17 protein-coding genes are annotated in these 22,031 nt (G+C 73.4%); 4 read left to right on the top strand and 13 right to left on the bottom strand.

The features are described 5' to 3' along the window. Positions 1-21: 21 nt before the first annotated feature. The 5 genes from AB0H28_RS22420 to AB0H28_RS22400 all read right to left on the bottom strand — a co-directional run bounded on the left by AB0H28_RS22420 (position 22) and on the right by AB0H28_RS22400 (position 6,479). On the bottom strand, positions 22-1,599 hold the full coding sequence (locus tag AB0H28_RS22420) for an O-antigen polymerase (protein ID WP_358043333.1): 1,578 nt from the start codon (positions 1,597-1,599) through the stop codon (positions 22-24). Next, positions 1,596-2,786, bottom strand: coding sequence for a glycosyltransferase (locus tag AB0H28_RS22415; protein ID WP_358043330.1), 1,191 nt, complete (start codon positions 2,784-2,786; stop codon positions 1,596-1,598). Before AB0H28_RS22415 ends, AB0H28_RS22420 begins: the two co-directional genes overlap by 4 nt. 41 nt (positions 2,787-2,827) lie before the next feature. Beyond that, positions 2,828-4,114: a glycosyltransferase gene (locus AB0H28_RS22410; protein WP_358043327.1), complete on the bottom strand. Its 1,287-nt coding sequence runs from the start codon at positions 4,112-4,114 to the stop codon at positions 2,828-2,830. 137 nt (positions 4,115-4,251) lie between these two features. Further along, the gene (locus tag AB0H28_RS22405; RefSeq protein WP_358043324.1) at positions 4,252-5,352 is read right to left on the bottom strand and encodes a GNAT family N-acetyltransferase; all 1,101 of its coding nucleotides are present in this window, start codon (positions 5,350-5,352) and stop codon (positions 4,252-4,254) included. Beyond that, positions 5,349-6,479 carry an aminotransferase class I/II-fold pyridoxal phosphate-dependent enzyme gene (locus AB0H28_RS22400; protein WP_358043321.1) on the bottom strand — a complete coding sequence of 377 codons (1,131 nt, stop codon included), beginning with the start codon at positions 6,477-6,479 and terminating at the stop codon, positions 5,349-5,351. Before AB0H28_RS22400 ends, AB0H28_RS22405 begins: the two co-directional genes overlap by 4 nt. 175 nt (positions 6,480-6,654) lie before the next feature. On the opposite strand from AB0H28_RS22400, the gene AB0H28_RS22395 reads away from it, so the two are divergent. Beyond that, positions 6,655-7,665, top strand: a complete 1,011-nt coding sequence (locus AB0H28_RS22395; protein WP_358043318.1) for a DUF389 domain-containing protein — start codon at positions 6,655-6,657, stop codon at positions 7,663-7,665. Here AB0H28_RS22395 and AB0H28_RS22390 read toward each other — a convergent pair. Continuing rightward, positions 7,628-8,083 carry a hypothetical protein gene (locus tag AB0H28_RS22390; protein ID WP_358043315.1) on the bottom strand — a complete coding sequence of 152 codons (456 nt, stop codon included), beginning with the start codon at positions 8,081-8,083 and terminating at the stop codon, positions 7,628-7,630. The genes AB0H28_RS22395 and AB0H28_RS22390 overlap by 38 nt on opposite strands. A 329-nt stretch (positions 8,084-8,412) precedes the next feature. Continuing rightward, positions 8,413-10,851 (bottom strand): Tex family protein, encoded by a 2,439-nt coding sequence (locus AB0H28_RS22385; RefSeq protein WP_358043312.1) that lies wholly within the window; start codon positions 10,849-10,851, stop codon positions 8,413-8,415. Positions 10,852-11,033: 182 nt separating this feature from the next. Between AB0H28_RS22385 and AB0H28_RS22380 the strand changes: the two genes are divergently transcribed. Together AB0H28_RS22380 and dgt are read left to right on the top strand one after the other, a co-directional pair. Beyond that, positions 11,034-12,296, top strand: coding sequence for a nucleotide sugar dehydrogenase (locus AB0H28_RS22380; protein WP_358043309.1), 1,263 nt, complete (start codon positions 11,034-11,036; stop codon positions 12,294-12,296). Positions 12,297-12,342: 46 nt separating this feature from the next. After that, on the top strand, positions 12,343-13,854 hold the full coding sequence (dgt, locus tag AB0H28_RS22375) for a dGTP triphosphohydrolase (protein WP_358043306.1): 1,512 nt from the start codon (positions 12,343-12,345) through the stop codon (positions 13,852-13,854). 6 nt (positions 13,855-13,860) lie between these two features. Here dgt and AB0H28_RS22370 read toward each other — a convergent pair whose 3' ends face one another. The 6 genes from AB0H28_RS22370 to AB0H28_RS22345 form a co-directional block, all read right to left on the bottom strand. Further along, on the bottom strand, positions 13,861-15,006 hold the full coding sequence (locus AB0H28_RS22370; protein ID WP_358043303.1) for an MBL fold metallo-hydrolase: 1,146 nt from the start codon (positions 15,004-15,006) through the stop codon (positions 13,861-13,863). A gap of 112 nt (positions 15,007-15,118) precedes the next feature. Then, complete coding sequence (locus tag AB0H28_RS22365; RefSeq protein ID WP_358043300.1) at positions 15,119-16,096, bottom strand: SDR family NAD(P)-dependent oxidoreductase; 978 nt, start codon at positions 16,094-16,096, stop codon at positions 15,119-15,121. After that, positions 16,093-17,277 (bottom strand): zinc-dependent alcohol dehydrogenase, encoded by a 1,185-nt coding sequence (locus AB0H28_RS22360; protein WP_358043297.1) that lies wholly within the window; start codon positions 17,275-17,277, stop codon positions 16,093-16,095. The genes AB0H28_RS22365 and AB0H28_RS22360 overlap by 4 nt, the downstream gene beginning before the upstream one ends. A 333-nt stretch (positions 17,278-17,610) precedes the next feature. Then, the gene (locus tag AB0H28_RS22355; RefSeq protein ID WP_358043294.1) at positions 17,611-18,372 is read right to left on the bottom strand and encodes a succinate dehydrogenase/fumarate reductase iron-sulfur subunit; all 762 of its coding nucleotides are present in this window, start codon (positions 18,370-18,372) and stop codon (positions 17,611-17,613) included. Beyond that, entirely contained in the window at positions 18,369-20,303 is a 1,935-nt protein-coding gene (locus AB0H28_RS22350; protein ID WP_358043291.1) for a fumarate reductase/succinate dehydrogenase flavoprotein subunit, read from the bottom strand. The genes AB0H28_RS22355 and AB0H28_RS22350 overlap by 4 nt, the downstream gene beginning before the upstream one ends. 1 nt (position 20,304) lies before the next feature. Further along, entirely contained in the window at positions 20,305-21,036 is a 732-nt protein-coding gene (locus AB0H28_RS22345) for a succinate dehydrogenase cytochrome b subunit (RefSeq protein WP_358043288.1), read from the bottom strand. 29 nt (positions 21,037-21,065) lie between these two features. On the opposite strand from AB0H28_RS22345, the gene AB0H28_RS22340 reads away from it, so the two are divergent. Beyond that, a complete protein-coding gene (locus tag AB0H28_RS22340) occupies positions 21,066-22,001 on the top strand; it encodes a LysR family transcriptional regulator (protein ID WP_358043466.1) in 936 nt (311 codons plus the stop codon). Positions 22,002-22,031 lie beyond the last annotated feature (30 nt).

The following is a 22,031-nucleotide window of genomic DNA, read 5'->3' as shown; positions in this document are numbered from 1 at the left end:
CCCCCCGAGGACGTGCGGCGGCTAGTGCGGGACGCGCTGCCGGTCGACCGGGTCCGGTCGTGGCGGCCGGTGGGGCAGCGGTACGGCGGGGTCCGGGGCCGGTGGCCCGGCCGGGGACCGGGCACTGCTGAGCAGGACCAGCAGCACCACCGGCACGGTGAACTTCATGTTGAAGTCGATCAGGTTGCCGAGGTCGGCGTTGACGGCGATCGTCAGGCCCCAGGCCATCGCGGCGAAGATCTGGGGCACCAGCGCGGTGCCGGTCCGAGCGGTGCGGTACAGCCGCCCGATCAGGCGGATGATCAGGCCGTACACGGCGAAGGAGAGCACCCCGCCGAGCAGCCCGAAATTGATCATCCCCTCGCCGGCCATCCCGTAGACCTTGCTCGCGTTGCGTTCCCCCCGGCCGAAGAGCGGGTTGTAGAGCCAGCGCGAACCGACGTCGCGCTTGGTCTCGAAGTCGAGCGGGGCGATCGAGTTCGGCAACCAGAGCCGCACCGGCGCGAGATAGGTCGTGCCGAGCTCGGGCTCCATCTGGCCGGACAGCAGGCGGTGCAACACGAGCGCCTGCACGTCGGTGCGGCCCAGGTCGCCGGTCAACAGCAGAGGCAGGCTGCGCCCGGTCGCCGACTCGGCCTGGCTGACCGAACCGGTCTGCCGGATCTCCCGGATGCTGTCGACGCCGCCGGCCTTGAAGAAGCCGGCCCCGTAGAGGAACACCAGGATGAGCACCGCCGGCACGAGGAGCGCCCGCCGGCTCAGCCGCCGCACCACGAGGTGGGCCATCACCAGCGCGAGCAGCAGCGGCCAGAGCGTGCTGCTCCGGCTGCCGCCGAGGCCGGCCACGAAGAACTGGGCGACCACCAGGCCGGCCAGGAGCAGGGTCAACCGGACCGGCCCACGGGCGAACGCGTCCCGCCACCGCACCAGCGCCAACGTGTAGACGAGCAGCGGGAACGCCTGGCTGACCAGCAGGATCGAGCCCAACCTGGTGAGATCCGGCGGGTCCGCCCGGTTCGTCATCGCGGCCACGAACGCCGGGAAGCCACCGAACGAGCGGACCTGGTAGCCGAAGAAGAGCGCCATGCTGAGCGCCGCCGCCGCGGCGCCGACCAGGTAGAACGTTCGCAGGTGGAGGATCCGGCCCGGGCGTCGCTGCCGGGGCGGACCGCCCGGCGCGTCGAGCACCAGCCGGTAGACGCAGAGCCCGACGACGTTCAGCACCGACAGCGCGCCGATCGCCTCCGGCCAGTCGGGCGCGTTGTAGTAGTCCGTCCCCCACGTCCGGTTGGCGACCGTGAGCACCGGCACCAGGTAGAAGAAGTGGAAGCCGAACAGGCCCGCACAGGCGCGCGGTTCGAGCACGTCCGTGCCGCGCCGGAACCAGCGGACCGCCTCGGCCCCGATGAGGGCGCCGCCCACCGTGACCGGCGCCATGAACCAGTGCCGCAGCGACGGTACGCCGATGACGAGCGTGACCGAGAGCAACGTGGTGAGCGCGCCGGCCGCCAGCAGTTCCCAGGCCCGCGTGCGCCCGTCGCCCGGACCGACCGGCGCGTCGGCGCCGACGGGCCGGACGAGACCGGTCGGCGTGCTCATCGGCGTCCCACCGGCTGCTCCGTCGGCCGGACCGGGGCCGGGGGCGCGGGCACGCCCCAGACCCGGCACCACTGCCGGGACACGTGCTCCAGCGTGAACGGCGAGGAGCGCAGGGCCGCGCGCAACGCCTCGCGCTCGGCACCGCCCAGGGCGGCCTGGTCGAGTGCCGCCTCGGCCCACCGGTCGGCGCCCGCCGCGAGCGGCACCAGGGTCACCCCGGGCAACAGCGTGGCGAGTTCCCGCATGCAGGGCAGGTCGTTGGCGACCACCGGCAGCCCGCTGGCGAGGGCCTCCAGGACCACGCCCGGAAGCCCCTCCGTCAGCGACGGCAGCAGCAGCACGTCGGCGGCGGCCAGCACCGGCCCGATCTGCTCCACCTCGCCGGCGAGCACCACCTGCGGATCGTGGACGACGTCCGGATGGGCGTCGGTGATGTCGTCGGCGCCCCGGGCGCCGGCCACGAGCAGCCGCGCGTCGGGCCGCCTCAGGCGGGCCGCCCGGTGCACCTGCACCAGGAACGGCCGGTTCTTCACCGGCGCGCACCGGCCGAGGTAACCGAGGACCGGCGCGTCGGGCGGCAACCGCCACCGCTGCCGGGCGGTGTCCCGGTCACCCGCGGCGATCCGCTCCGCGGCGAAGCCGTTGTAGAGCACACGGTACCGCGCGTCCCGCCCGCGCCGGCCGGTGAAGTCCAGCGTCGCGCCGGTCACCCCGAGGACGTCGGTGGCGGCTCGTGGCAGCAACCAGCGGTACGCCGCCCGCTTCGCCAGGCGGACCGGGGTGTTCGGCGCGCCGTCGCCCTCGCTCCACATCCGGGCCACTCGCACCGGCACCCCGCAGAGCCGGGCCACGAGCAGGATCGGCGCGCTGGTGAGCCTGATGTGCCCGACGACCGCGTCGGGCCGCAGGCGGCGCAGCAGCCGCCACATCCGGAAGAGGAACGACCACCGGGGCGCGCCCGGGCACTGGGTGACGTCGGCGCCCGCCGCTCGGTAGTCGTCGGCGAGCGCGCCCAGCCAGCCGCCGGTGGTGACGAACGTCTGGTGCACCTCGTCCGGTGGGATGGACCGGCAGAGGTCGAGCGAGGCGGTCTCGATGCCGCCCCGGTCCAGGGAACCCAGGACGTGGACCACCCGGACCGGTCGACCGGTGTGCGTGGCAGGTGCGATGGGATGCGCCTTCGGCATCGTTGCGTACTCCTCGTCGGCGGGCCGTTGCTCGTGCTCCGTCAGGGCAGTGCCCGCGGCGGTGTGGTCGGTGTCGGGCCGGCGGCGGTCTCCGGGACCGGCCGGCGCTCGCCGACCGGCTCCCGCCGCCGCGGGCCGGGGGTGCCGTCGGCCGGCCGCTCCGCCGCCTCGCGGACCCAGCGGTAGAAGTCGGCCCGCCGGCCCGCCAGCGCCCGCTCGTCGAAGCCGGCGGCTCGGGCGTGGTTGCGGGCGCCGGCCCGCGCCATCCGGTCCGGGTCGCCGAGCATGGCCCGCAGCGCCCCGGCCAGCCGGTCCGGGTCGTCGGGCGGCACCAGATCCTCGGCCGCCAGCAGCTCCGGAATGCCGCCGACAGTGGTGCCGACCGCCGGCAGACCCCGCGCCATCGCCTCGACGAGTGCCTTCGGCAGCCCTTCGGTCCGCGACGGCATGACGAACAGGTCCGCCTGGTCGAGGTGGTGTCGCACGGCCGGCCCGGCCGGCAGCGTGCCGGCGAAGGTGACCCGACCGGCGAGGCCGAGGCGCCGGCAGAGGCGTTCCAGGTCGGGGCGGCAGCGGCCGTCCCCGACGTGGACGAGCCGGACCGGGAGGTCGGGGCCGAGCCGGGCGAGGGCGTGCAGCAGCGTGTCGATGCCCTTGTAGGGCTGCTCCAGCGCGCCGACGGAGACCAGCAGCGGCACGCCGGCGGCGCGCCGGACCGGCCGCGGTTCGGCCACGAACGCGGCCGGCGGCAGGTGGATGCTGGAGTAGTGGGTGCTGCGGGTTCGTGGGCCGGGCGGATAGCGCCGCTGGAGTTGGTGCTCGGTGACGTAGGCGACCGCCGCGGCGTGCCGGCAGAGCGTCCGCAGCCGGGCCGTCTCGCGGGCCCGCAGGAAGGGACGTGCCGGATGGCGTACGGCGCCGGGGGCGAAGACGTCGTACGGATCGCTGACCACCTCGAGGGCGTACGGCCGGCCGTGCCGCAGGCACCGCTGCGCCAGAGCGGCGCCGAAGACCGTGGGCGCCCGCAGGATCACCGCGTCCCGGTCCCCGGCGGACGCCCGGACGCTTGCCACCACCGCAGCGCGTCGCCGCAGGTACTGCGCCGGCCCGAGGTAGTGGGGTGCGGGCCACACCGAGATGCCGTCCGCGTCCACCCGGACGGCGTCCGGCGGCGGCGTGGCCACCTCGGCCACCCGGGCCACCACCCGCACCTCGTCGAACGCGGTGAGGTAGCGCGCGAAGAACGTGGCGCCGGGGCCGTGCACCGTCCAGATCGCGCCATCGCGGGTCCTGGCGAATCGGGATTCGCTGGTCACCACCACTCGCATCGCGCGCTCCGCATCCGATGCCGCCCGCGCCGAGCGTCCTGACGAGGGGCATCACCGTCGACTTCGTCCGAGAAGGTAAACGGATGAAGGCGACAAAAGTGATGGATCGTCCGGCTTGGTGGTCGGTGCCGGCGACGTCAGTCGGGCAACGGGGCCCGGTAGGCGGGGAAGAAGTCGGCCGCCGGCGACCAGGCCGGGTCCCGGCGGCGGCCCTCCCGCAGGTGCGCCTGTTCGAGCCGCCGGTACGCCTCGGCGTCGAGCACCCGCGTGCACACCTCGAACGGGGTCAGACCGCCGGGCGCGAAGGCCCGCTTGTAGCGGAAGATGCCGTCGTCCGGCCGGTAGCCACCGCCCAGCACGAACCAGTTCTTCCCCCGCTCCTGACCCCACCGGCAGATCTCGACCTTCAGCAGGTCGTTCGGACGGCTGTCGAAGGCGTCCCGGTCGGTCCCGCCGAGATAGGAGTAGAGGACGTCACCGGAGGCCAGCACCAACTCGGTGGAGACGACCCGGCCCTGGTGCCGGGCGTGGAAGAAGGCGAACTGCCCGCGCAGCTCGTCGACGATCGTCTCGAAGAACCGGCGTGGGAAGTAGAAGCCGGCCGCGGCCGACCGGCGGTCCATGGTCGCCTCGTAGATCCGCAGGAAATCGTCGAGCCCGTGCCCGTCGAGGTCCACCTCGACCGTCACGCCGCTGCGCCGCGCCTTGTTGACGTTCTTGCGCACCTTGTGGTCGAACTCGCGCCACATCTGCTCCAGCGGGGTCCGCAGGTCACGCCGCACGTTCGTCTGGCGCGCCTCGACCCGGCCCGGCTGGGTCAGCCGCTGCTCGGGGAAGAGGGAGAGGCGGGTGAACTCCGCAACCACCCGGCGGGCGGCGCAGAAGTCGTCGAAGGCCGCCCAGAACTCCTTGGCCTCGACGTCGCCCACCTCGTGTGCGAACGCGCCGCCGTAACCGTACGGGCTGGTCAGGTCCGTCCACGCGCCACCGGCCTCGCGCAGGTGCGGCGCGTGGACCGGCCGGAGCACGAACGGGTAGAGCACGAAGCCGCGTTCGGTGCGGGCGTACGCGGCGAGCGGCTGCTCCGCGGGGCCGGCGAACAGCCGCACGTACGCCGGGTGGGCGAAGACCTCGCGGTGCGCCCAGTCGTGGTGGACGGCCTGCCAGCGGGCCGCGTCGGCCGGGTCGCGGGCGTCCCAGATCTCCAGCCGGACCCGCCCGTCCCCGGTGCCGCTCACTTCGCCTCCACGAACGCGTCGATCGTCTCCAGCGTCCGGGCGATCTGGCTCTCGGTCATGCCGGAGCCGCTCGGCAGCGCGAGGCCGTCGGCGAAGAGTTGGTCGGCCGCCCCGCTGAGCAGTGCCCGCGCGCAGGCGTACACCGGTTGGCGGTGCATCGGCTGCCACACCGGCCGGGTCTCGATGTCCTGCCCGGCCAGGTGCGCGGCCAGCTCGCCGGCCCGCCAGCCGGCGGCGCCTGGATCGACCACCACGACCGTGAGCCAGCAGTTGGCGCCGGCGTCGTCGTCGGCGAGCAGCCGGACGCCGGGACGCGCGGCGAACAGCTTGGCGTACTTTTCCCGCAGCCGGCGCCGCCGGTCGACCATCAGGTCCAGCCGGTGCAGCTGGGCCCGGCCGATCGCGGCGAGCAGGTTGCTGAGCCGGTAGTTGTAGCCGACCTCGGCGTGCTCGTAGTGAACGGCGGGCTGACGGGCCTGGGTGGCGAGGTGCCGGCAGCGGGCGACCAGCTCGGTGTCGTCGGAGACGACCATCCCGCCACCGGACGTCGTGATGATCTTGTTGCCGTTGAACGACAGCACCCCGGCCCGGCCGAAGGAGCCGGCCGCCCGCCCGCGCCGCGTGGACCCCAGCGCCTCGGCCGCGTCCTCCACCACCGGCACGCCGAACTCCGCGCACACCGGCAGGATCCGGTCGTAGTCGGCGCAGGAGCCGAACATGTCGACCGGCACCACCGCGGCCACCGTCCGGCCCTCCCGGTCCAACTCGGCCAGGAGTTGGCGCAGCAGCGCCGGGTCGAGGTTGCCGGTCGCCGGGTCGCAGTCCACGAAGACCGGCTCGGCGCCGGTGTAGACCACGGCGTTCGCGGTGGCCACGAACGTCAGCGTCGGTACGACCACCACCTGCCCCGGCCCGGCACCCAGCGCCAGCAGCGCGAGGTGCAGGCCGGCGGTGCCGGAGGAGAGCGCGACCGCGTCCGCCACCCCGACCCGGCGGGCGAGTTCCCGCTCGAAGGCGTCGACCTCCGGGCCGAGCGGCGCCACCCAGCCGGACCGCAGTGCCGACAGCAGGTAGGACTCCTCCAGCGGCCCGACGTCGGGGGGAGAGAGCCAGATGCGTCCGCTCATCGCCGGACCGGATCCCGACCACAGGAAAAGCTCACCTGGTGCTCCCGTCTGCTCGCGCCGGCCCTCACCACTGGCTAACGAGACGGAGCACGTGCGGTGTCGCGGGAGCGGGCGCCGGCCGGTGGTAACCTGCTGCGCCGCCGCGCGGCGGCGCAGCAGCCGAGGGGAGACTGCCGTGCTGCACCTGCGGGTGATCACTCCGGCAGACCGTACGGGTGCGGTCGTCGACCTGCTCTCCGCCGACGCCGGTGTCACCCACCTGGCCGTCCTGGCCGGCGCCGCCCGCCGGCCGGCGGGTGACCTCGTCCTCTGCGACGTGGTCCGGGAACGGGCCGACGAGGTGCTGCGCGGCCTCCAGGAACTGGGCATCGAGGCGCGCGGCGGGATCTCCGCCGAGGACGTGGAGTTGAGCCTCTCCGCCGCCGCCGAACGGGCCGCCGAGGAGGCGCCCGGCAGCGGCGCGGACGCCGTGGTCTGGGACGAGGTGGCGGCCAAGACCGGCGAGCAGACCGAGTTGTCCGGCACCTACCTGGTGCTGATCGTGGTGGCCACCATGATCGCCGGCATCGGGGTGCTGCTCGACCAGCCCATCCTCATCGTCGGCGCGATGGTGGTCGGCCCGGAGTTCGGCCCGCTGGCGGCGCTTTGCGTGGCCCTGCTGCGTGGCGAGGGGCGGGTCGTCCTCCGGTCGGTGCAGGCGCTGGCCGTCGGTTTCGGTGCGGCGATGTTGGCCACGGTGGTCAGCACCTGGGCGCTGGACGCGGCCGGTCTGGTGGGCCGGGGGATGCTGCTGGCCCAGCGGCCGCTCACCGACTTCATCTGGCGCCCGGACGCGCTGTCCTGGGTGGTCGGCCTGCTCGCGGGTATCGCCGGGATGCTGTCGCTGACGTCGAAGAAGTCCGGCTCCCTGGTCGGCGTCCTGATCTCGGTGACCACCGTGCCGGCCGCGGCCAACGTCGCGGTCGCCACCGGGTACGGGGTGTGGCACGAGGCGGCCGGCTCCGCGCTCCAACTGGTCATCAACCTGACCGCCATCGTCCTGGCCGGACTGTTCACGCTGCTCGTGCAGCGGTGGTGGTGGCGACGGGTGGACCGGCGGGCCGCGCGCCCGGCTCCGCGGCAGCGGTCCGGTCGTGCTCCGACGCCGGTCAGGGCCAGTCGTCGCCCGCGTCGAGCCGGCGGTTGAGCAGCGCCGCCAGCGGCACCGACTCGCCGTCGCGACCACCCCGCCCGACCACCAGCGGCGGCGCGCTGGGCGGCGGCTCGGCGCCGAGCAGTCGCGACCGCAGGCCCGGCGGCACGGTCAGCAGGTAGAAGCGACCCTCGGTGTCCACCGCCCGGCTGAGCGCCCGGTCCACGTACCAGCCGGTGAGCCTGGTGCGGTAGCGTCCGCGCCCGTCGTGGCCGGTCGCCGCCAGCCGGACGGCGCGCAGCCCGCGCCGCGCCGCCTCGGCCGCGAACCGAGCCACCAGGTCCGCCGCCTCTGCCTGCTCCGCGGCGCGCTGCCGGGCGTCGGCCTCCGCGTGCGCCCGCACCGCGTGGCGTCGCCGTTCCCGCCACCGTGCGTCGTCGTCACCGCTCACCCGGCGAGGGTACGCCGACATCCGCGTCCGCTGCCCCGGCCCGCGCCCGCCGCCCCGGGCCCGCGTCCGCTGTCCCGGGCCCGCGCCCGCCGCCCCGGGCCCGCCGGGTCGTCCCGCGTCCCCGGCTCGCCCGGCGTCCGCGCTCCCGGGCGTTCCGGTCGCTCGGCGGCGTGCCACCGGGCTGCCTCGACGCGCTCGCCTCGCAGCGGCGCCGGACCGTACGGCCGTGAATCGGCCGTGGGCTCACCTCGGCCGGGCCTGTCGAGCTGAGTCGTTCCTGACGTCAGCTCGACAGGCCGTCGCGCGCGGTCTGGCCGGCTCGGGCTCGGGCTCGGCTCGGCCGGCTCGGCTCAGGCCAGGCCGGCCCGGCGCAGCGCCTCCGCCATCGCGTCGTTGACCGGTGCCGCAGAACCGCCGCCTCGCCCCGATCGCGGTGACTGGCCGCCCCGCGCGCCCTGACCACCGCCCGCGCCGCCCCGCTCGCCCGGCCCCCGCGCGCCGCCCCGCGTGCGCTGGCCGCCGCCGCCCTGGCCGCCGCCGCCCGGGCCGCGCCGGTCGTCGCGGTCCCGCCGGCCCTCGCGGCCCGGGCGCCCGCCGCCCGCCGGCGCCTCGTCGTCCAGCCGCAGCGTCAGCGAGATCCGCTTGCGCGGCACGTCCACGTCGAGCACCCGCACCTTCACCACGTCGCCCGACTTCACCACGTCGCGCGGGTCCTTCACGAACGTGTGTGACATGGCCGAGACGTGCACCAGGCCGTCCTGGTGCACCCCGACGTCGACGAACGCGCCGAACGCGGCCACGTTGGTGACCACGCCCTCCAACACCATCCCCGGGATCAGGTCGCCGATCTTCTCCACCCCCTCGACGAACGTCGCGGTGCGGAACTCCGGGCGCGGGTCGCGGCCGGGCTTCTCCAGTTCGGCCAGGATGTCGGTGACCGTGGGCAGGCCGAACGTGTCGTCGACGAAGTCGGTGGCGCGCAGGCCGCGCAGGATGGCCGAGCGCCCGATGAGCGTCCGCAGGTCCTGCCCGGCGCGGGCCAGGATGCGGCGCACCACCGGGTACGACTCGGGGTGCACGCTTGACGAATCGAGCGGGTCGTCGCCGCCGGGGATGCGCAGGAAGCCGGCGCACTGCTCGAACGCCTTCGGCCCGAGCCGCGACACCTTCTTCAGCTCGCCCCGGGTGCGGAACGGGCCGTTTGCGTCACGGTGCAGCACGATGTTCTCGGCCAGGCCCGCGCCGATGCCGGAGACCCGGGTGAGCAGCGGCGCGGAGGCGGTGTTGACGTCCACCCCGACCGCGTTGACGCAGTCCTCGACCACCGCGTCGAGGGAACGGGACAGCTTCACCTCGGACAGGTCGTGCTGGTACTGCCCGACCCCGATCGAGCGCGGGTCGATCTTCACCAGCTCGGCGAGCGGGTCCTGGAGGCGGCGGGCGATGGAGACCGCGCCGCGCAGCGACACGTCGAGGCCGGGCAGCTCCTGCGAGGCGTACGCGGACGCCGAGTAGACCGACGCGCCGGCCTCGGAGACCACCACCTTGGTCAGCGTCAGCTCGGGGTGCTGCTTGATCAGGTCACCGGCCAGCTTGTCGGTCTCCCGGCTGGCGGTGCCGTTGCCGATCGCGATCAACTCGACGCCGTGCGCCGCGGCCAGCGTGGCGAGGGTGTGCAGGGACGCGTCCCACTGCCGGCGCGGCTCGTGCGGATAGATGGTGTCGGTGGCGACCACCTTGCCGGTGGCGTCGACCACCGCGACCTTGACCCCGGTCCGCAGGCCCGGGTCGAGGCCCATGGTGGGCCGCGCGCCGGCCGGCGCGGCGAGCAGCAGGTCGCGCAGGTTGGTGGCGAAGACCCGCACGGCCTCCTCCTCGGCCGCCTGCCAGAGCCGCATCCGCAGGTCCGCGCCGAGATGGATGAGGATCCGGGTACGCCAGGCCCAGCGCACCGTGTCGGCCAGCCACCGGTCGGCCGGCCGCCCCCGGTCGGCGATGCCGAACCGGCCGGCCACGGCCGCCTCGTAGCGGCTGGGCCCGGTGGTCGCGTCGGCGTCATCGTCGGCCTCCGGGGCCATGGTCAGCTCCAGCACGCCCTCCTTCTCGCCCCGGAACATGGCGAGGATGCGGTGCGAGGGAAGCTTCGGGTACGGCTCGGCGAAGTCGAAGTAGTCGGCGAACTTGGCGCCGGCGGCCGCCTGGCCGTCGCGTACCCGGGAGACCAGCCGGCCCCGCGACCACATCTGCTCGCGCAGCGTGCCGATCAGGTCGGCGTCCTCGGCGAAGCGTTCGATCAGGATGGCCCGCGCGCCGTCCAGCGCGGCGGCGGCGTCGGCCACGCCCTTGTCCGCGTCGGCGAAGCCGGCCGCGGTGGCGCGCGGGTCCTGCGCCGGGTCGGCGAGCAGCGTGTCGGCGAGCGGTTCCAGCCCGGCCTCGCGGGCGATCTGCGCGCGGGTGCGCCGCTTGGGTTTGTAGGGCAGGTAGATGTCCTCCAGGCGGGACTTGGAGTCGGCCGCGAGGATCTGCGCCTCCAGCGCCTCGTCGAGCTTGCCCTGGCTCCGGATCGACTCCAGCACCGCGGCGCGCCGCTCGTCCAGCTCCCGCAGGTAGCGCAGCCGCTCCTCGAGTGTGCGCAGCTGCGCGTCGTCGAGCAGGCCGGTGGCCTCCTTGCGGTAGCGGGCGATGAACGGCACGGTGGCGCCGCCGTCGAGCAGCTCCACGGCCGCCCGGACCTGACGCTCGGCGACGCCGAGTTCCTCGGCGATCCGCTGGTGCACAGACTGAGTCACGATCTTGATCCGCCTTCTCGGGTGGGTTCGTCGTGCATTCTGCCCGCCGGCGCGCGGCGCGTCGCACCCCGGCGCGGCCCTCGGCGGCGCGGAAACCGACGGATATCACGAAACCTCCCTTACGCGGTCAGATGCCCCTCTAGCCTCCAACCAGGTATTTCTACGCCTGTCTGGAGAACCGGGTGAGCGCTGAGAAAGTGGTCGTCATCGGCCAGGGATACGTCGGTCTTCCGCTGGCCATGCGCGCCGTCGAAGCCGGCTTCGACGTGGTGGGCCTGGACGTGGACGCCGACCGGATCAAACGGCTCGCCTCCGGTGAGTCGTTCGTGGAGGACATCCCGGCGGACCGCCTCGGTCGGGCGCTGGGCAGCGGTCGCTACCTGCCGAGCACCGAGTACACCGACGCCCGGGACTTCGACGTCTGCGTGATCACGGTGCCGACCCCGCTGCGCAACGGCACGCCGGACCTGAGCTACGTGGAGCAGGCCGGCAGCGGCATCGGCCCGTACGTGCGGCCCGGCAGCACCGTGGTGCTGGAGTCGACGACCTATCCCGGCACGACCGAGGAACTCCTCGGCCCGATCCTCGAAGCGGCAAGCGGGTTGCACACGCCGGGTGACTTCCACCTCGGATACAGCCCGGAGCGCATCGACCCCGGCAACCCGACCTGGCGGTTGGAGAACACGCCGAAGGTGGTCTCCGGCGTCGACGAGCCCTCGCTGGAGCGGGTGGACGGGTTCTACCGCCGGATCGTGGCCCGGACCGTGCCGGTGCCCTCCACCCGGGTCGCGGAGCTGACCAAGCTGATCGAGAACACCTTCCGCCAGGTCAACCTGGGTCTGATCAACGAACTCACCATGCTCTCCCACCACCTGGGCATCGACGTCTGGCAGGCGATCGACGCCGCGGCGACGAAGCCGTTCGGGTTCATGCCGTTCCGGCCCGGCCCGGGCGTCGGCGGGCACTGCCTCCCGATCGACCCCTGCTATCTGTCCTGGCAGGTGAAGCGGCGCCTGGGCCGGCAGTTCCGGTTCATCGAGCTGGCCAACGACGTCAACCACGAGATGCCCGAACACGTGACGCAGCGGATCATGGCCGGGTTGAACCGGAGCGGTCGGGCGGTCAGCGGCGCCCGCCTGCTGCTGCTCGGTCTCGCCTACAAGCGCAACACCGGCGACATGCGCGACTCGCCCGCCGTGGACGTCGCCCAGCGGCTGTGCGACCTCGGCGCGGACGTGCGGGCCGTCGAGCCGTACGCCGAGCCGCACCACATCCCGGCCGGGGTGCTGGTGGTGCCGCTGACCGAGCAGGAGGTCGACGCCGCCGACGCGGTGATCGTCACGACCGACCACGACGTCTTCGACTACGAGATGGTCGCCCGCCGGGCCCGCTACGTGTTCGACGCCCGCAACCGGTGCTCCGGGCCGGTGGTGGAGCGGCTCTAGACACACCCGGCGCCGTGGGCCGGCCGGCTGCGCTAGCGTGGCGATCATGGAGGCACCTGCGGATCCGCGGGCCCGGCGGCTCTTCGGGGGCAGCGCCCGGGCGCTCGGCGATCTGGCCGCCGGCCCGTTCCGGGCCGACCGGGACCGGATCGTCTCGTCGCCGTTCTTCGCCCGGCTGAACGGCGTCACCCAGGTCATCAGCCCGGGTGGCTCGGGGCTGCTGGTGCACAACCGGCTCACCCACAGCCTCAAGGTGGCCCAGGTGGGCCGGGCGATCGCCGAGCGGCTCACCGCCGACCCGGCCCACCGGGACCTGCTGGAGAAGTTGGGCGGCTGCGACCCGGACGTGGTGGAGGCCGCCGCGCTCGCCCACGACCTCGGCCACCCGCCGTTCGGGCACCTGGGGGAGCGGGTCCTGGACCGGCTGGCCCGGCAGCGGCTCGGGCTGCCCGACGGCTTCGAGGGCAACGCCCAGTCGTACCGGATCGTCACCAGCACCGAGATCCGCGGCGCGGCGACCACCGGGCTGGACCTGACCGCGGCGGTCCGGGCGGCGATGCTGAAATACCCGTGGACCCGGCTGGACCACCCCGACCCGCACCCGCGGCACCTCGACCCCGCGCCGCGCGGTGCCGCGGTGCCCCCGGAGGACCCGGCGAGCGGGTCGGTGAAGTTCGGCGCCTACCGCACCGAACTGGACGACCTGCGGCAGGCCCGGGAGCCGTTCGCCGGGCGGATCCCGGACTGGCAGCAGACCCCCGAGGCGTCCGTGATGGACACCGCCGACGACATCGCCTACGCCATCCACGACGTGGAGGACTTCTATCGCGTCGGGGTGCTCCAGCAGGGCGCGGTGGCCGCCGAACTGATGGCCTGGCAGCGCGAGTGCGGGCACCTGCGGTCGATCACCGGCCCGGCGCTGGAGGCGGCCGGCCGGCGGCCCGGGGCGGCGATCGAGCGGCTGCGCCGGCAGGTGCACCGCAAGGACGGGTGGATCGCCGACGACGAGGCGTTCGCCGCCGCGGTCGAGCACGTCCGCGAGGAACTGGTGGAGGGGTTGCTGGCGCTGCCCTTCGACGGCTCGATCGAGGCGGAGCAGTACGTCGCCCGGTTCTCCGCCCGCTGGTCCACCCGCTTCGTGGACGCCATCACGGTGACCCCGGAGCCGGACGTGCGCTCCGGGTACGTGCTGCTCGGCAAGGCGCAGTGGCACGAGGTGCAGGTGCTCAAGTTCGTCCACCACCGGTTCGTGCTGGCCCGCCCCGACCTGGCGCTGCACCAGCGCGGCCAGGCCCGGCTGCTGGACACCCTGGTCGAGGCGCTGTGGGAGTGGCTGCTGGACCCGGAGGAGGAGTCCCGGCTGCCCCGTCGGCTGCACGACCTCGGCGAGCTGGCCGAGGCGGAGCTGCACCCGCGTACCCCGGACCGGATCGGACGGGCCCGGGGCCGGGCGATCGTCGACTTCGTCGCGCAGCTCACCGACGGTCAGGCGGTGGCGATGCTGGACGCCCTGTCCGGGCGCTCGGGCGCGCTGTGGACGGACGCGTTCGTGCTCTGACCGGGCTCAGGCGACCGCCTGCCACCAGCCGTCCACCGCCGGCGGCTCGTCGACGACCACCCGCTCGCCGGGACGCGGCACGGCCAGCCGGACGTCGCGGGCCTTCGCCTCGGCCCAGAGCCGGTCCACCGGCTCGGACCAATCGTGCAGGGCCAGGTTGAACGTGCCCCAGTGCACCGGCACCAGCAGTTCGCCGCGCACGTCGAGGTGGGCGGCGACCGCCTCCTCCGGGAACATGTGGATGTTCGGCCAGGCCCGGTCGTACGCGCCGATCTGCATGAGCGTGACGTCGAACGGGCCGTGCTCGGCGCCGATGCCCCGGTAGCCGGCGAAGTAGCCGGAGTCGCCGGTGTAGAAGACCTTGCGCGTCGCGCCGGCCACCACCCAGGAACTCCAGAGCGTGCCGTCGCGGCGCAGCCCGCGCCCGGAGAAGTGCTGCGCGGCGGTGGCGGTGAGGGTCAGCCCGCCGACCCGGTGGCACTCCGACCAGTCCAGCTCGACGACGCGGTCCGCCGGCACGCCCCAGCGGTCGAGGTGCGCCCCGACGCCGAGCGGCACCACGAACGGCGCGGACTGGTGGGTGAGGAGCCCACGGACCGTCGCCATGTCCAGGTGGTCGTAGTGGTCGTGCGAGATCAGGACGGCGTCGAGCCGGGGCAACTCGTCCAGGCGGACCGGCGGCTGGTGGATACGTCGCGGGCCGACCAGGGCCGACGGCGAGCACCTGTCGCTCCACACCGGGTCGAGCAGCACCCGGTGCCCCTCGATCTCGACCAGCGTGGAGGCGTGGCCGTACCAGATCACGTTCAGCTCGCGGGCCGGGTCGGCCGGCGCGGCGGCGGCCGGGCGCAGCAGCGGCACCGCGCTGCCCGGCCGCCGCTTCTGCTTGCCGAAGATCAGCTCCCGGACCAGGTTGCGGCCCGGGTCGGCGGCCATGCTGGCATCGGTGCCGGTCGGATTGTGGAACGTGCCGTCGCGGAACCGCGGCGACCGGGCGGCCCGTTCCGCCCGCGCGCCGGTGAGCCGGCCGCCGAGTTGCGCCGGCACGTCCCGCGCCGCCCATGCCAGCCCGGCGGCGGCGGCCAACCCGGCGATCCGCCACCCCCGGCCGCCGCCGGCCCGTTCGACGTCCCGCTCCACCGGTTCCCGCATGCTTCCGCCCTCCGCCGTGTCCTGCGCTCTACACGGTAGTCACGCATCCCACCACCCGCCCAGGTGAGCCCCGCCGTCGCCGCTCGTCCGGGATTCGCATGGGCCGGCGGGTTCACTTCCCGGTCGGCCCGTCGTGGACCGGCGGTAGCGATCGACCTAGCCTGCGCCCCAGGGTCGAGATCGCCGAGTCGCCGACCGACCGGGCCAGCCCGGCCAGGTCGGGCAGCCACCCGCCGCGTACCGCCTCGCCCGCCGGGTTCGGGGCGAACACCACGCCCGGGCCGGGTGGTGCCGGCCGGTTCGTCAGGCCGCCGAGGCGCATCAGCGGGCCGACCAGCACGTCGTAGACGGCCGGCAGCGCGGTGAAGCCGACCCGCATGATCAGATTGACCCTCCCCACCGAGGTCTCCCGGCGGGGCCGGTCGGCGCGGTGCGCGATGGCCCGGGCCACCCGCTCCGGGCTGGTGATCGGCAGCGGCGGCCGGCCGATCCGGCCGAGATAGTTCGCCGCCTGCTGGTAGACCGGGGTGTCCACGCTGCCCGGGGTGACCAGGCAGACGTGCACCCCGGACAGGTCCCGCGACTCCTGCTGCAACGCCCGCGCCAGACCGTGCAACCCCCACTTGCTGGTCACGTAGCCGCTCATGTAGGGCGCGGTGATGTGGCCCAGCACCGAACCGGTGAGGATCAGCGTGCCGCCGCCAGCCGCCCGGAAGTGCCGCAGCGCCACCCGCGCCACCCCGGCGGCGGCCAGCAGGTCGGTGCGCACCACCTGGTCGAAGACCTCCGCCGGGATGTCCTCGAAGCGCCCGTACGCCATCACCGCCGCGGTGTGCACCCAGACGTCGATCCGCCCGAACTCGGCGAGCGCGGTGCCCGCCAGCGCGTCGAGGGCGTCCGGACCGGTGACGTCGGTGGGCACGGCCAGGACGCCCGCCGCGCCGGCCGCCCGGCACTCGTCGCGTACCTCGTCGAGCGTGGCAGGGGAGCGGGCCGCGAGGACCAGCCGGTCCCCACGGCCCGCGAACTCCCGGGCCGCCGCCCGGCCGATCCCGCTGGTCGCGCCGGTGACGACCACCGTCCGGGTCACGGTGCGAGCACGACCTTGACGCAGCCGTCGGACTTCTTCTGGAACATCTCGTACGCCTGCGGCGCCTGCGCCAGCGGCAACCGGTGGGTGCGCAGGTCCTCCACGCCCAGCGGGTCGTCGTCGCCCGCCAACAGCGGAATGATCTCGTCCACCCAACGCCGCACGTGGCACTGCCCCATCCGCAGCTGGATGCCCCGGTCGAACATCTCCATCAGCGGCATCGGGTCCTGCTCGCCGCCGTAAACGCCGGAGATCGAGACGGTGCCGCCGCGCCGGACCGCCTTGAGCGCGGCGTGCAGCACCACGAGCCGGTCCACCCCGGCCGCGTCGATCATCGGCTGGGCCAGCTTGTCCGGCAGCAGCCCGGCGGCGGCCTGGGCGATCTTGCCGACCGGCGCGCCGTGCGCCTCCATGCCGACCGCGTCGATCACCGCGTCCGGGCCGCGCCCGTCGACCAGGTCGATGAGCGCGCCGGGCACGTCGTCGAGCTGGCTGACGTCGAGCACCTCGATGCCGTGCCGGCGGGCCATCTCCAGCCGCTCCGGCACCAGGTCCAGGCCGATCACCCGGCCGGCGCCGAGGTGCCGGCCGATCCGGGCGCAGAACTGCCCGACCGGGCCGAGCCCGAACACGGCAAGCGTGCCACCGGGCGGGGTGTCCGCGTACTTCACCGCCTGCCAGGCGGTGGGCAGGATGTCGGAGAGGTAGAGCCAGCGCTCGTCCGCCCCGGCCTCCGGGATCTTGATCGGCCCGAACTGGGCCTGCGGGACGCGCAGGTACTCGGCCTGGCCGCCCGGGACCGAGCCGTAGAGCGAGGTGTAGCCGAACAGCGACGCGCCCTTGCCCTCGGCGGTGACCTGCGTGGTCTCGCACTGGGCGTAGAGCTGCCGCTCGCACATCCAGCAGTGCCCGCAGGAGATGTTGAACGGGACGACCACCCGGTCGCCCTTCTTCAGCCGGGTCACCCCCGACCCGACCTCCTCGACGATGCCCATCGGCTCGTGCCCGAGCACGTCGCCGGGCTTGAGGTACGGGCCGAGCACCTCGTACAGGTGCAGGTCGGAACCGCAGATGGCGGTCGAGGTGATCCGGACGATCGCGTCGGTCGGCTCCTCGATCCGGGGGTCCGGGACGTCCTCGACCCGGACGTCACGCTTGCCTTGCCAGGTCAGTGCCTTCATGCCTGAATGTCCCCTCCTCGGTTCCGTCCATGGGACTGCTACCCGCGAAAAGTGACTTGAACCGGCGCCGTCGCGCCGGGCGTGCCGCGTCGGACCCGTGGACCGGGGCACGGGCCGGGGCGGCCTTCCGCGCCGATGCCAGGCGACGTCGCGCCGGGCTGGCCGTGGTGGGGCACGCGGACCGGGACACGGGCTGGCGCCGCCTTTCGAGCTGATATCAGGAACGACTCAGCTCGAAAGGCAGCCGAAGAGGTACTGCCAGGGAACCGGAAACCTCGACCGCCGCGCTCCTGGGTGCGGGGCGCGGCGGTCGCGTGGTTCGGCGGGGAAGGCTCAGGAACCGGGGGTGCCGGCGCGCTTGGTGGTGGCCTTGAGGTAGTCGCGGTTGAGCCGGCCGATGGTGTTCAGCGGGATGCCCTTCGGGCAGGCCGACGCGCACTCGCCGATGTTGGTGCAGCCGCCGAAGCCGGCCTCGTCGTGCGCGTCGACCATGCCGATCACCCGGGTGTAGCGCTCGGGCTGGCCCTGGGGGAGCAGCGAGAGCTGGGTGACCTTGGCGGCGGTGAACAGCATGCCGGAGCCGTTCGGGCAGGCCGCCACGCAGGCGCCGCAGCCGATGCAGGCGGCCGAGGAGAAGGCGGCGTCCGCGTCGTCCTTGGCCACCGGGGTGGAGTGGGCCTCCGGTGCGCTGCCGGTCGGCGCGGTGATGTAGCCACCGGCGGCGATGATCTTGTCGAAGGCGTTCCGGTTCACCACCAGGTCCTTGACGACCGGGAAGGCGCGGGCCCGCCAGGGCTCGATGTCGATCGTCTCGCCGTCGGAGAACTGCCGCATGTGCAGTTGGCAGGCGGTGGTGCCGCGCTGCGGTCCGTGCGCCTCGCCATTGATCATGAGGCTGCACGTGCCGCAGATGCCCTCGCGGCAGTCGTGGTCGAAGGCGACCGGCTCCTCGCCGTCGAGGATCAGCCGCTCGTTGAGGACGTCGAGCATCTCCAGGAAGGACATGTCCGGGGACACGTCCGGCACCGGGTAGGTCACCATCCGACCCTTGTCCTCGGGGCCGGACTGGCGCCAGATGCGCAGGGTCAGGTTCACTTGTAACTCCGCTGCGAGGGGTGGACGTATTCGAAGGTCAGGTCTTCCTTGTGCAGTACGGGCTCACCGGTGCCGGTGTACTCCCAGGCCGCCACGTAGGCGAACCGGTCGTCGTCGCGCTGCGCCTCGCCGTCCGGGGTCTGGTACTCGGCCCGGAAGTGGCCGCCGCAGGACTCCTCGCGGTGCAGGGCGTCGACGCACATCAGCTCGGCCAGCTCGAAGAAGTCGGCCACCCGGCCGGCCTTCTCCAATGACTGGTTGAGCCCCTCGCCGTCGCCGGGGACCCGCACCCGCTGCCAGAACTGCTCGCGCAGGGCGCGGATCTCGTCGATCGCCTTGCGCAGCCCGGCCTCGGAGCGCTCCATGCCGCAGTGCTCCCACATGATCTGGCCCAGCTCGCGGTGGAACGAGTCCACCGTACGGTCGCCGTTGATCGAGAGCAGCCGTTGCAGCCGCTGCTCGACCTCGGTGCGCGCCGCGACCGCCTCGGGGTGGCTGGCGTCGACGTTCTCCATCGGGTTCGCGGCCAGGTAGTTGGCCAGCGTGCTGGGCAGCACGAAGTAGCCGTCGGCCAGGCCCTGCATGAGTGCCGAGGCGCCGAGCCGGTTCGCGCCGTGGTCGGAGAAGTTGGCCTCACCGATCACGAACAGGCCCGGGATGGTGGACTGGAGGTCGTAGTCGACCCAGAGGCCGCCCATCGTGTAGTGCACGGCGGGGTAGATCCGCATCGGCACCTGGTACGGGTCCTCGCCGGTGATCCGCTCGTACATCTCGAAGAGGTTGCCGTACTTGGCCTCGATGGCCTTGCGGCCGAGGCGGCCGATCGCGTCGGCGAAGTCGAGGTAGACGCCGAGGCCGGTCGGGCCGACGCCGCGCCCCTCGTCGCACACGTTCTTCGCGGCGCGGGAGGCGATGTCGCGGGGGACCAGGTTGCCGAAGGAGGGGTAGATCCGCTCCAGGTAGTAGTCCCGCTCGTCCTCGGGAATGTCCCGGGGGCCGCGGTCGTCGCCCTTCGCCTTCGGCACCCACACCCGGCCGTCGTTGCGCAGCGACTCGCTCATCAGAGTCAACTTCGACTGGTGGTCGCCGGAGACCGGGATGCAGGTCGGGTGGATCTGGGTGTAGCAGGGGTTGGCGAAGTAGGCGCCCTTGCGGTGCGCCCGCCAGGAGGCGGTGACGTTGCAGCCCTTGGCGTTGGTGGAGAGGTAGAAGACGTTGCCGTAGCCGCCGGAGGCGAGCACCACCGCGTCGGCCATCTCGGTGCTGATCTCGCCGGTGACCATGTCCCGGACCACGATGCCGCGGGCCCGGCCGTCGACGGTGACCAGTTCCAACATCTCGTGGCGGGCGTTCATCTCCACGTTGCCCAGGCCGATCTGCCGCTCCAACGCCTGGTACGCGCCGAGCAGCAACTGCTGGCCGGTCTGGCCCCGGGCGTAGAAGGTGCGCTGCACCTGCGCGCCGCCGAAGGAGCGGGTGTCGAGCAGCCCGCCGTACTCGCGGGCGAACGGGACGCCCTGGGCGACGCACTGGTCGATGATGTTGACCGAGACCTCGGCGAGCCGGTGCACGTTCGACTCGCGGGAGCGGAAGTCGCCGCCCTTGACCGTGTCGTAGAAGAGGCGGTGCACCGAGTCGCCGTCGTTGCGGTAGTTCTTGGCGGCGTTGATGCCGCCCTGGGCGGCGATCGAGTGGGCCCGGCGCGGGCTGTCCTGGTAGCAGTAGGACTTCACGTGGTAGCCCTGCTCGGCCAGGGTGGCCGCGGCGGAGCCGCCGGCCAGGCCGGTGCCGACCACGATCACGGTCAGCTTGCGGCGGTTGGCCGGGTTGACCAGCTTCATGTCGAAGCGGTGGCGGTCCCACCGGGTCTCGATCGGGCCGTCCGGGGCCCGGGTGTCGGCGATCGGGTCGCCTTCGAGGTAGAGCTCCATGTCAGGCCACCAATCCGGTGAGTACGGCGAACGGGACCACCAGGTAGCCGCCGACGAGCAGGACGGCGAAGACGAGCGCGGCGGTGCGGGCCCGGCGCTCACCCTTCGGCGTCTGCTGGCCGAGGCTGCGGAACGCGCTGAACGCACCGTGCCGCAGGTGGAAGCCGAGGGTCACCAGCGCGAGGGTGTAGAAGAGCGTGACGTACCAGCGTTCCGGGGCGAAGTCGGCGACCACGTTGCCGTACGGGTTGGCCGGGTCGCCCTGCGGGTTCAGGTGACCGGTGGTCAGGTCCAGGATGTGATAGATCACGAAGAGCAGGATGATCACCCCACCCCAGCGCATGGTGCGGGCCGCGTAGTTCACGTGGATCTTCCGGCGGTGCGCGTACGCGACCGGGCGGGCGGCCCGCGCGCGCCTGGCGAGCACGACGGCCGCGCCGATGTGGGCCAGCACCGCCACGGTGAGCACGGTGCGTTGGATCCACAGGTACCAGGTGGCCGGCAGCAGTGGCGTGCCGATGTCCCGCAACCAGTGCGCGTAGTGGTCGAAGGACGTCTCGCCGGTGAAGATCTTCAGGTTGCCGAGCATGTGCGCGATCAGGAACAGCACCAGGACGATGCCCGTCACCGCCATGACGGCCTTGAGGCCGACGTTCGAGCGGATGGGCGACCGAGTTTTCGTGATTACCACACGACCGACGCTAGGAGCAGTTCGATCAGGCGTCCAATGCATCGAAATCACAGTCTTGATAGCCGTAGGCTATAGAGATGCAGCTCCATCAGCTCCGGTACTTCGTCGCGGTCGCAGAAGTACGACATTTCACCCAAGCGGCCGACGTGGTCGGCATAACCCAGCCGTCGTTGAGTAAGCAAATTCACGCCCTGGAGACCGACCTGGGGGCCCCGCTGTTCGAGCGGGTAAGGGGCAACATCACGCTCACCGCAGCCGGCGAGGTGCTGCTGCCGCTGGCCAAACGGATCCTCGCCGACGTGGACACCGCCACCCGCGAGGTGCAGGAACTGGTCGGGCTGCGCCGCGGCCGGGTCCGGCTGGGCGCGACGCCCAGCCTGGCCACCTCGCTGGCGCCCCCGGTGCTGCGCCGGTTCCGCGACGCGCACCCCACCGTCGACCTGCGGGTCGAGGAGGGCGGCTCGCAGGACTTGGTCCGCGACCTGCTCCGTGGCGACCTCGACCTGGCGCTGATCATCATGCCGGGCGGCGGCGCGGACCCGGGGCTGCGCGTCGACCCGATCCTGGCCGAGAGCCTGGTGGTCGCGTCGGTGGACCCGCTGCCCGGCGCCTCGGCCGACGGCGAGCTGCGCATCACCGACCTGCGCGACCAGCCGCTGGTGATGTTCCGGGAGGGCTACGACCTGCGTGACGCCACCCTGCAGGCGTGCCGGGCGGCCGGCTTCGAGCCGAGCCTGTCGGTCGACGGCGGGGAGATGGACGCCGTGCTCAGCTTCGTCGAGGCCGGCCTCGGCGTCGCGCTGGTGCCGGGCATCGTGGTGGCCCGCCGGGCGGGCATCCGGGTCACCCGGCTCGTGCCGCCCGGCGTCCGCCGGACCATCGCGGTGGCCCGCCGCCGCGACGTGGTGCCGACCCACGCCGGCCGCGAGCTGCGCCGCATCCTCCTGGAGTACGTCCACGACGCCACCGCCGCCGCCCAGCTCCCCGCCGGCGTCGAACCGCTGTAGCGCGGCAACTGCGCACGGCCGGAGAAGCAC

Source organism: Micromonospora sp. NPDC050980, assembly GCF_040653835.1.
Lineage (GTDB): Bacteria > Actinomycetota > Actinomycetes > Mycobacteriales > Micromonosporaceae > Micromonospora.
This window is presented reverse-complemented; position numbering and strand designations above follow the sequence as displayed.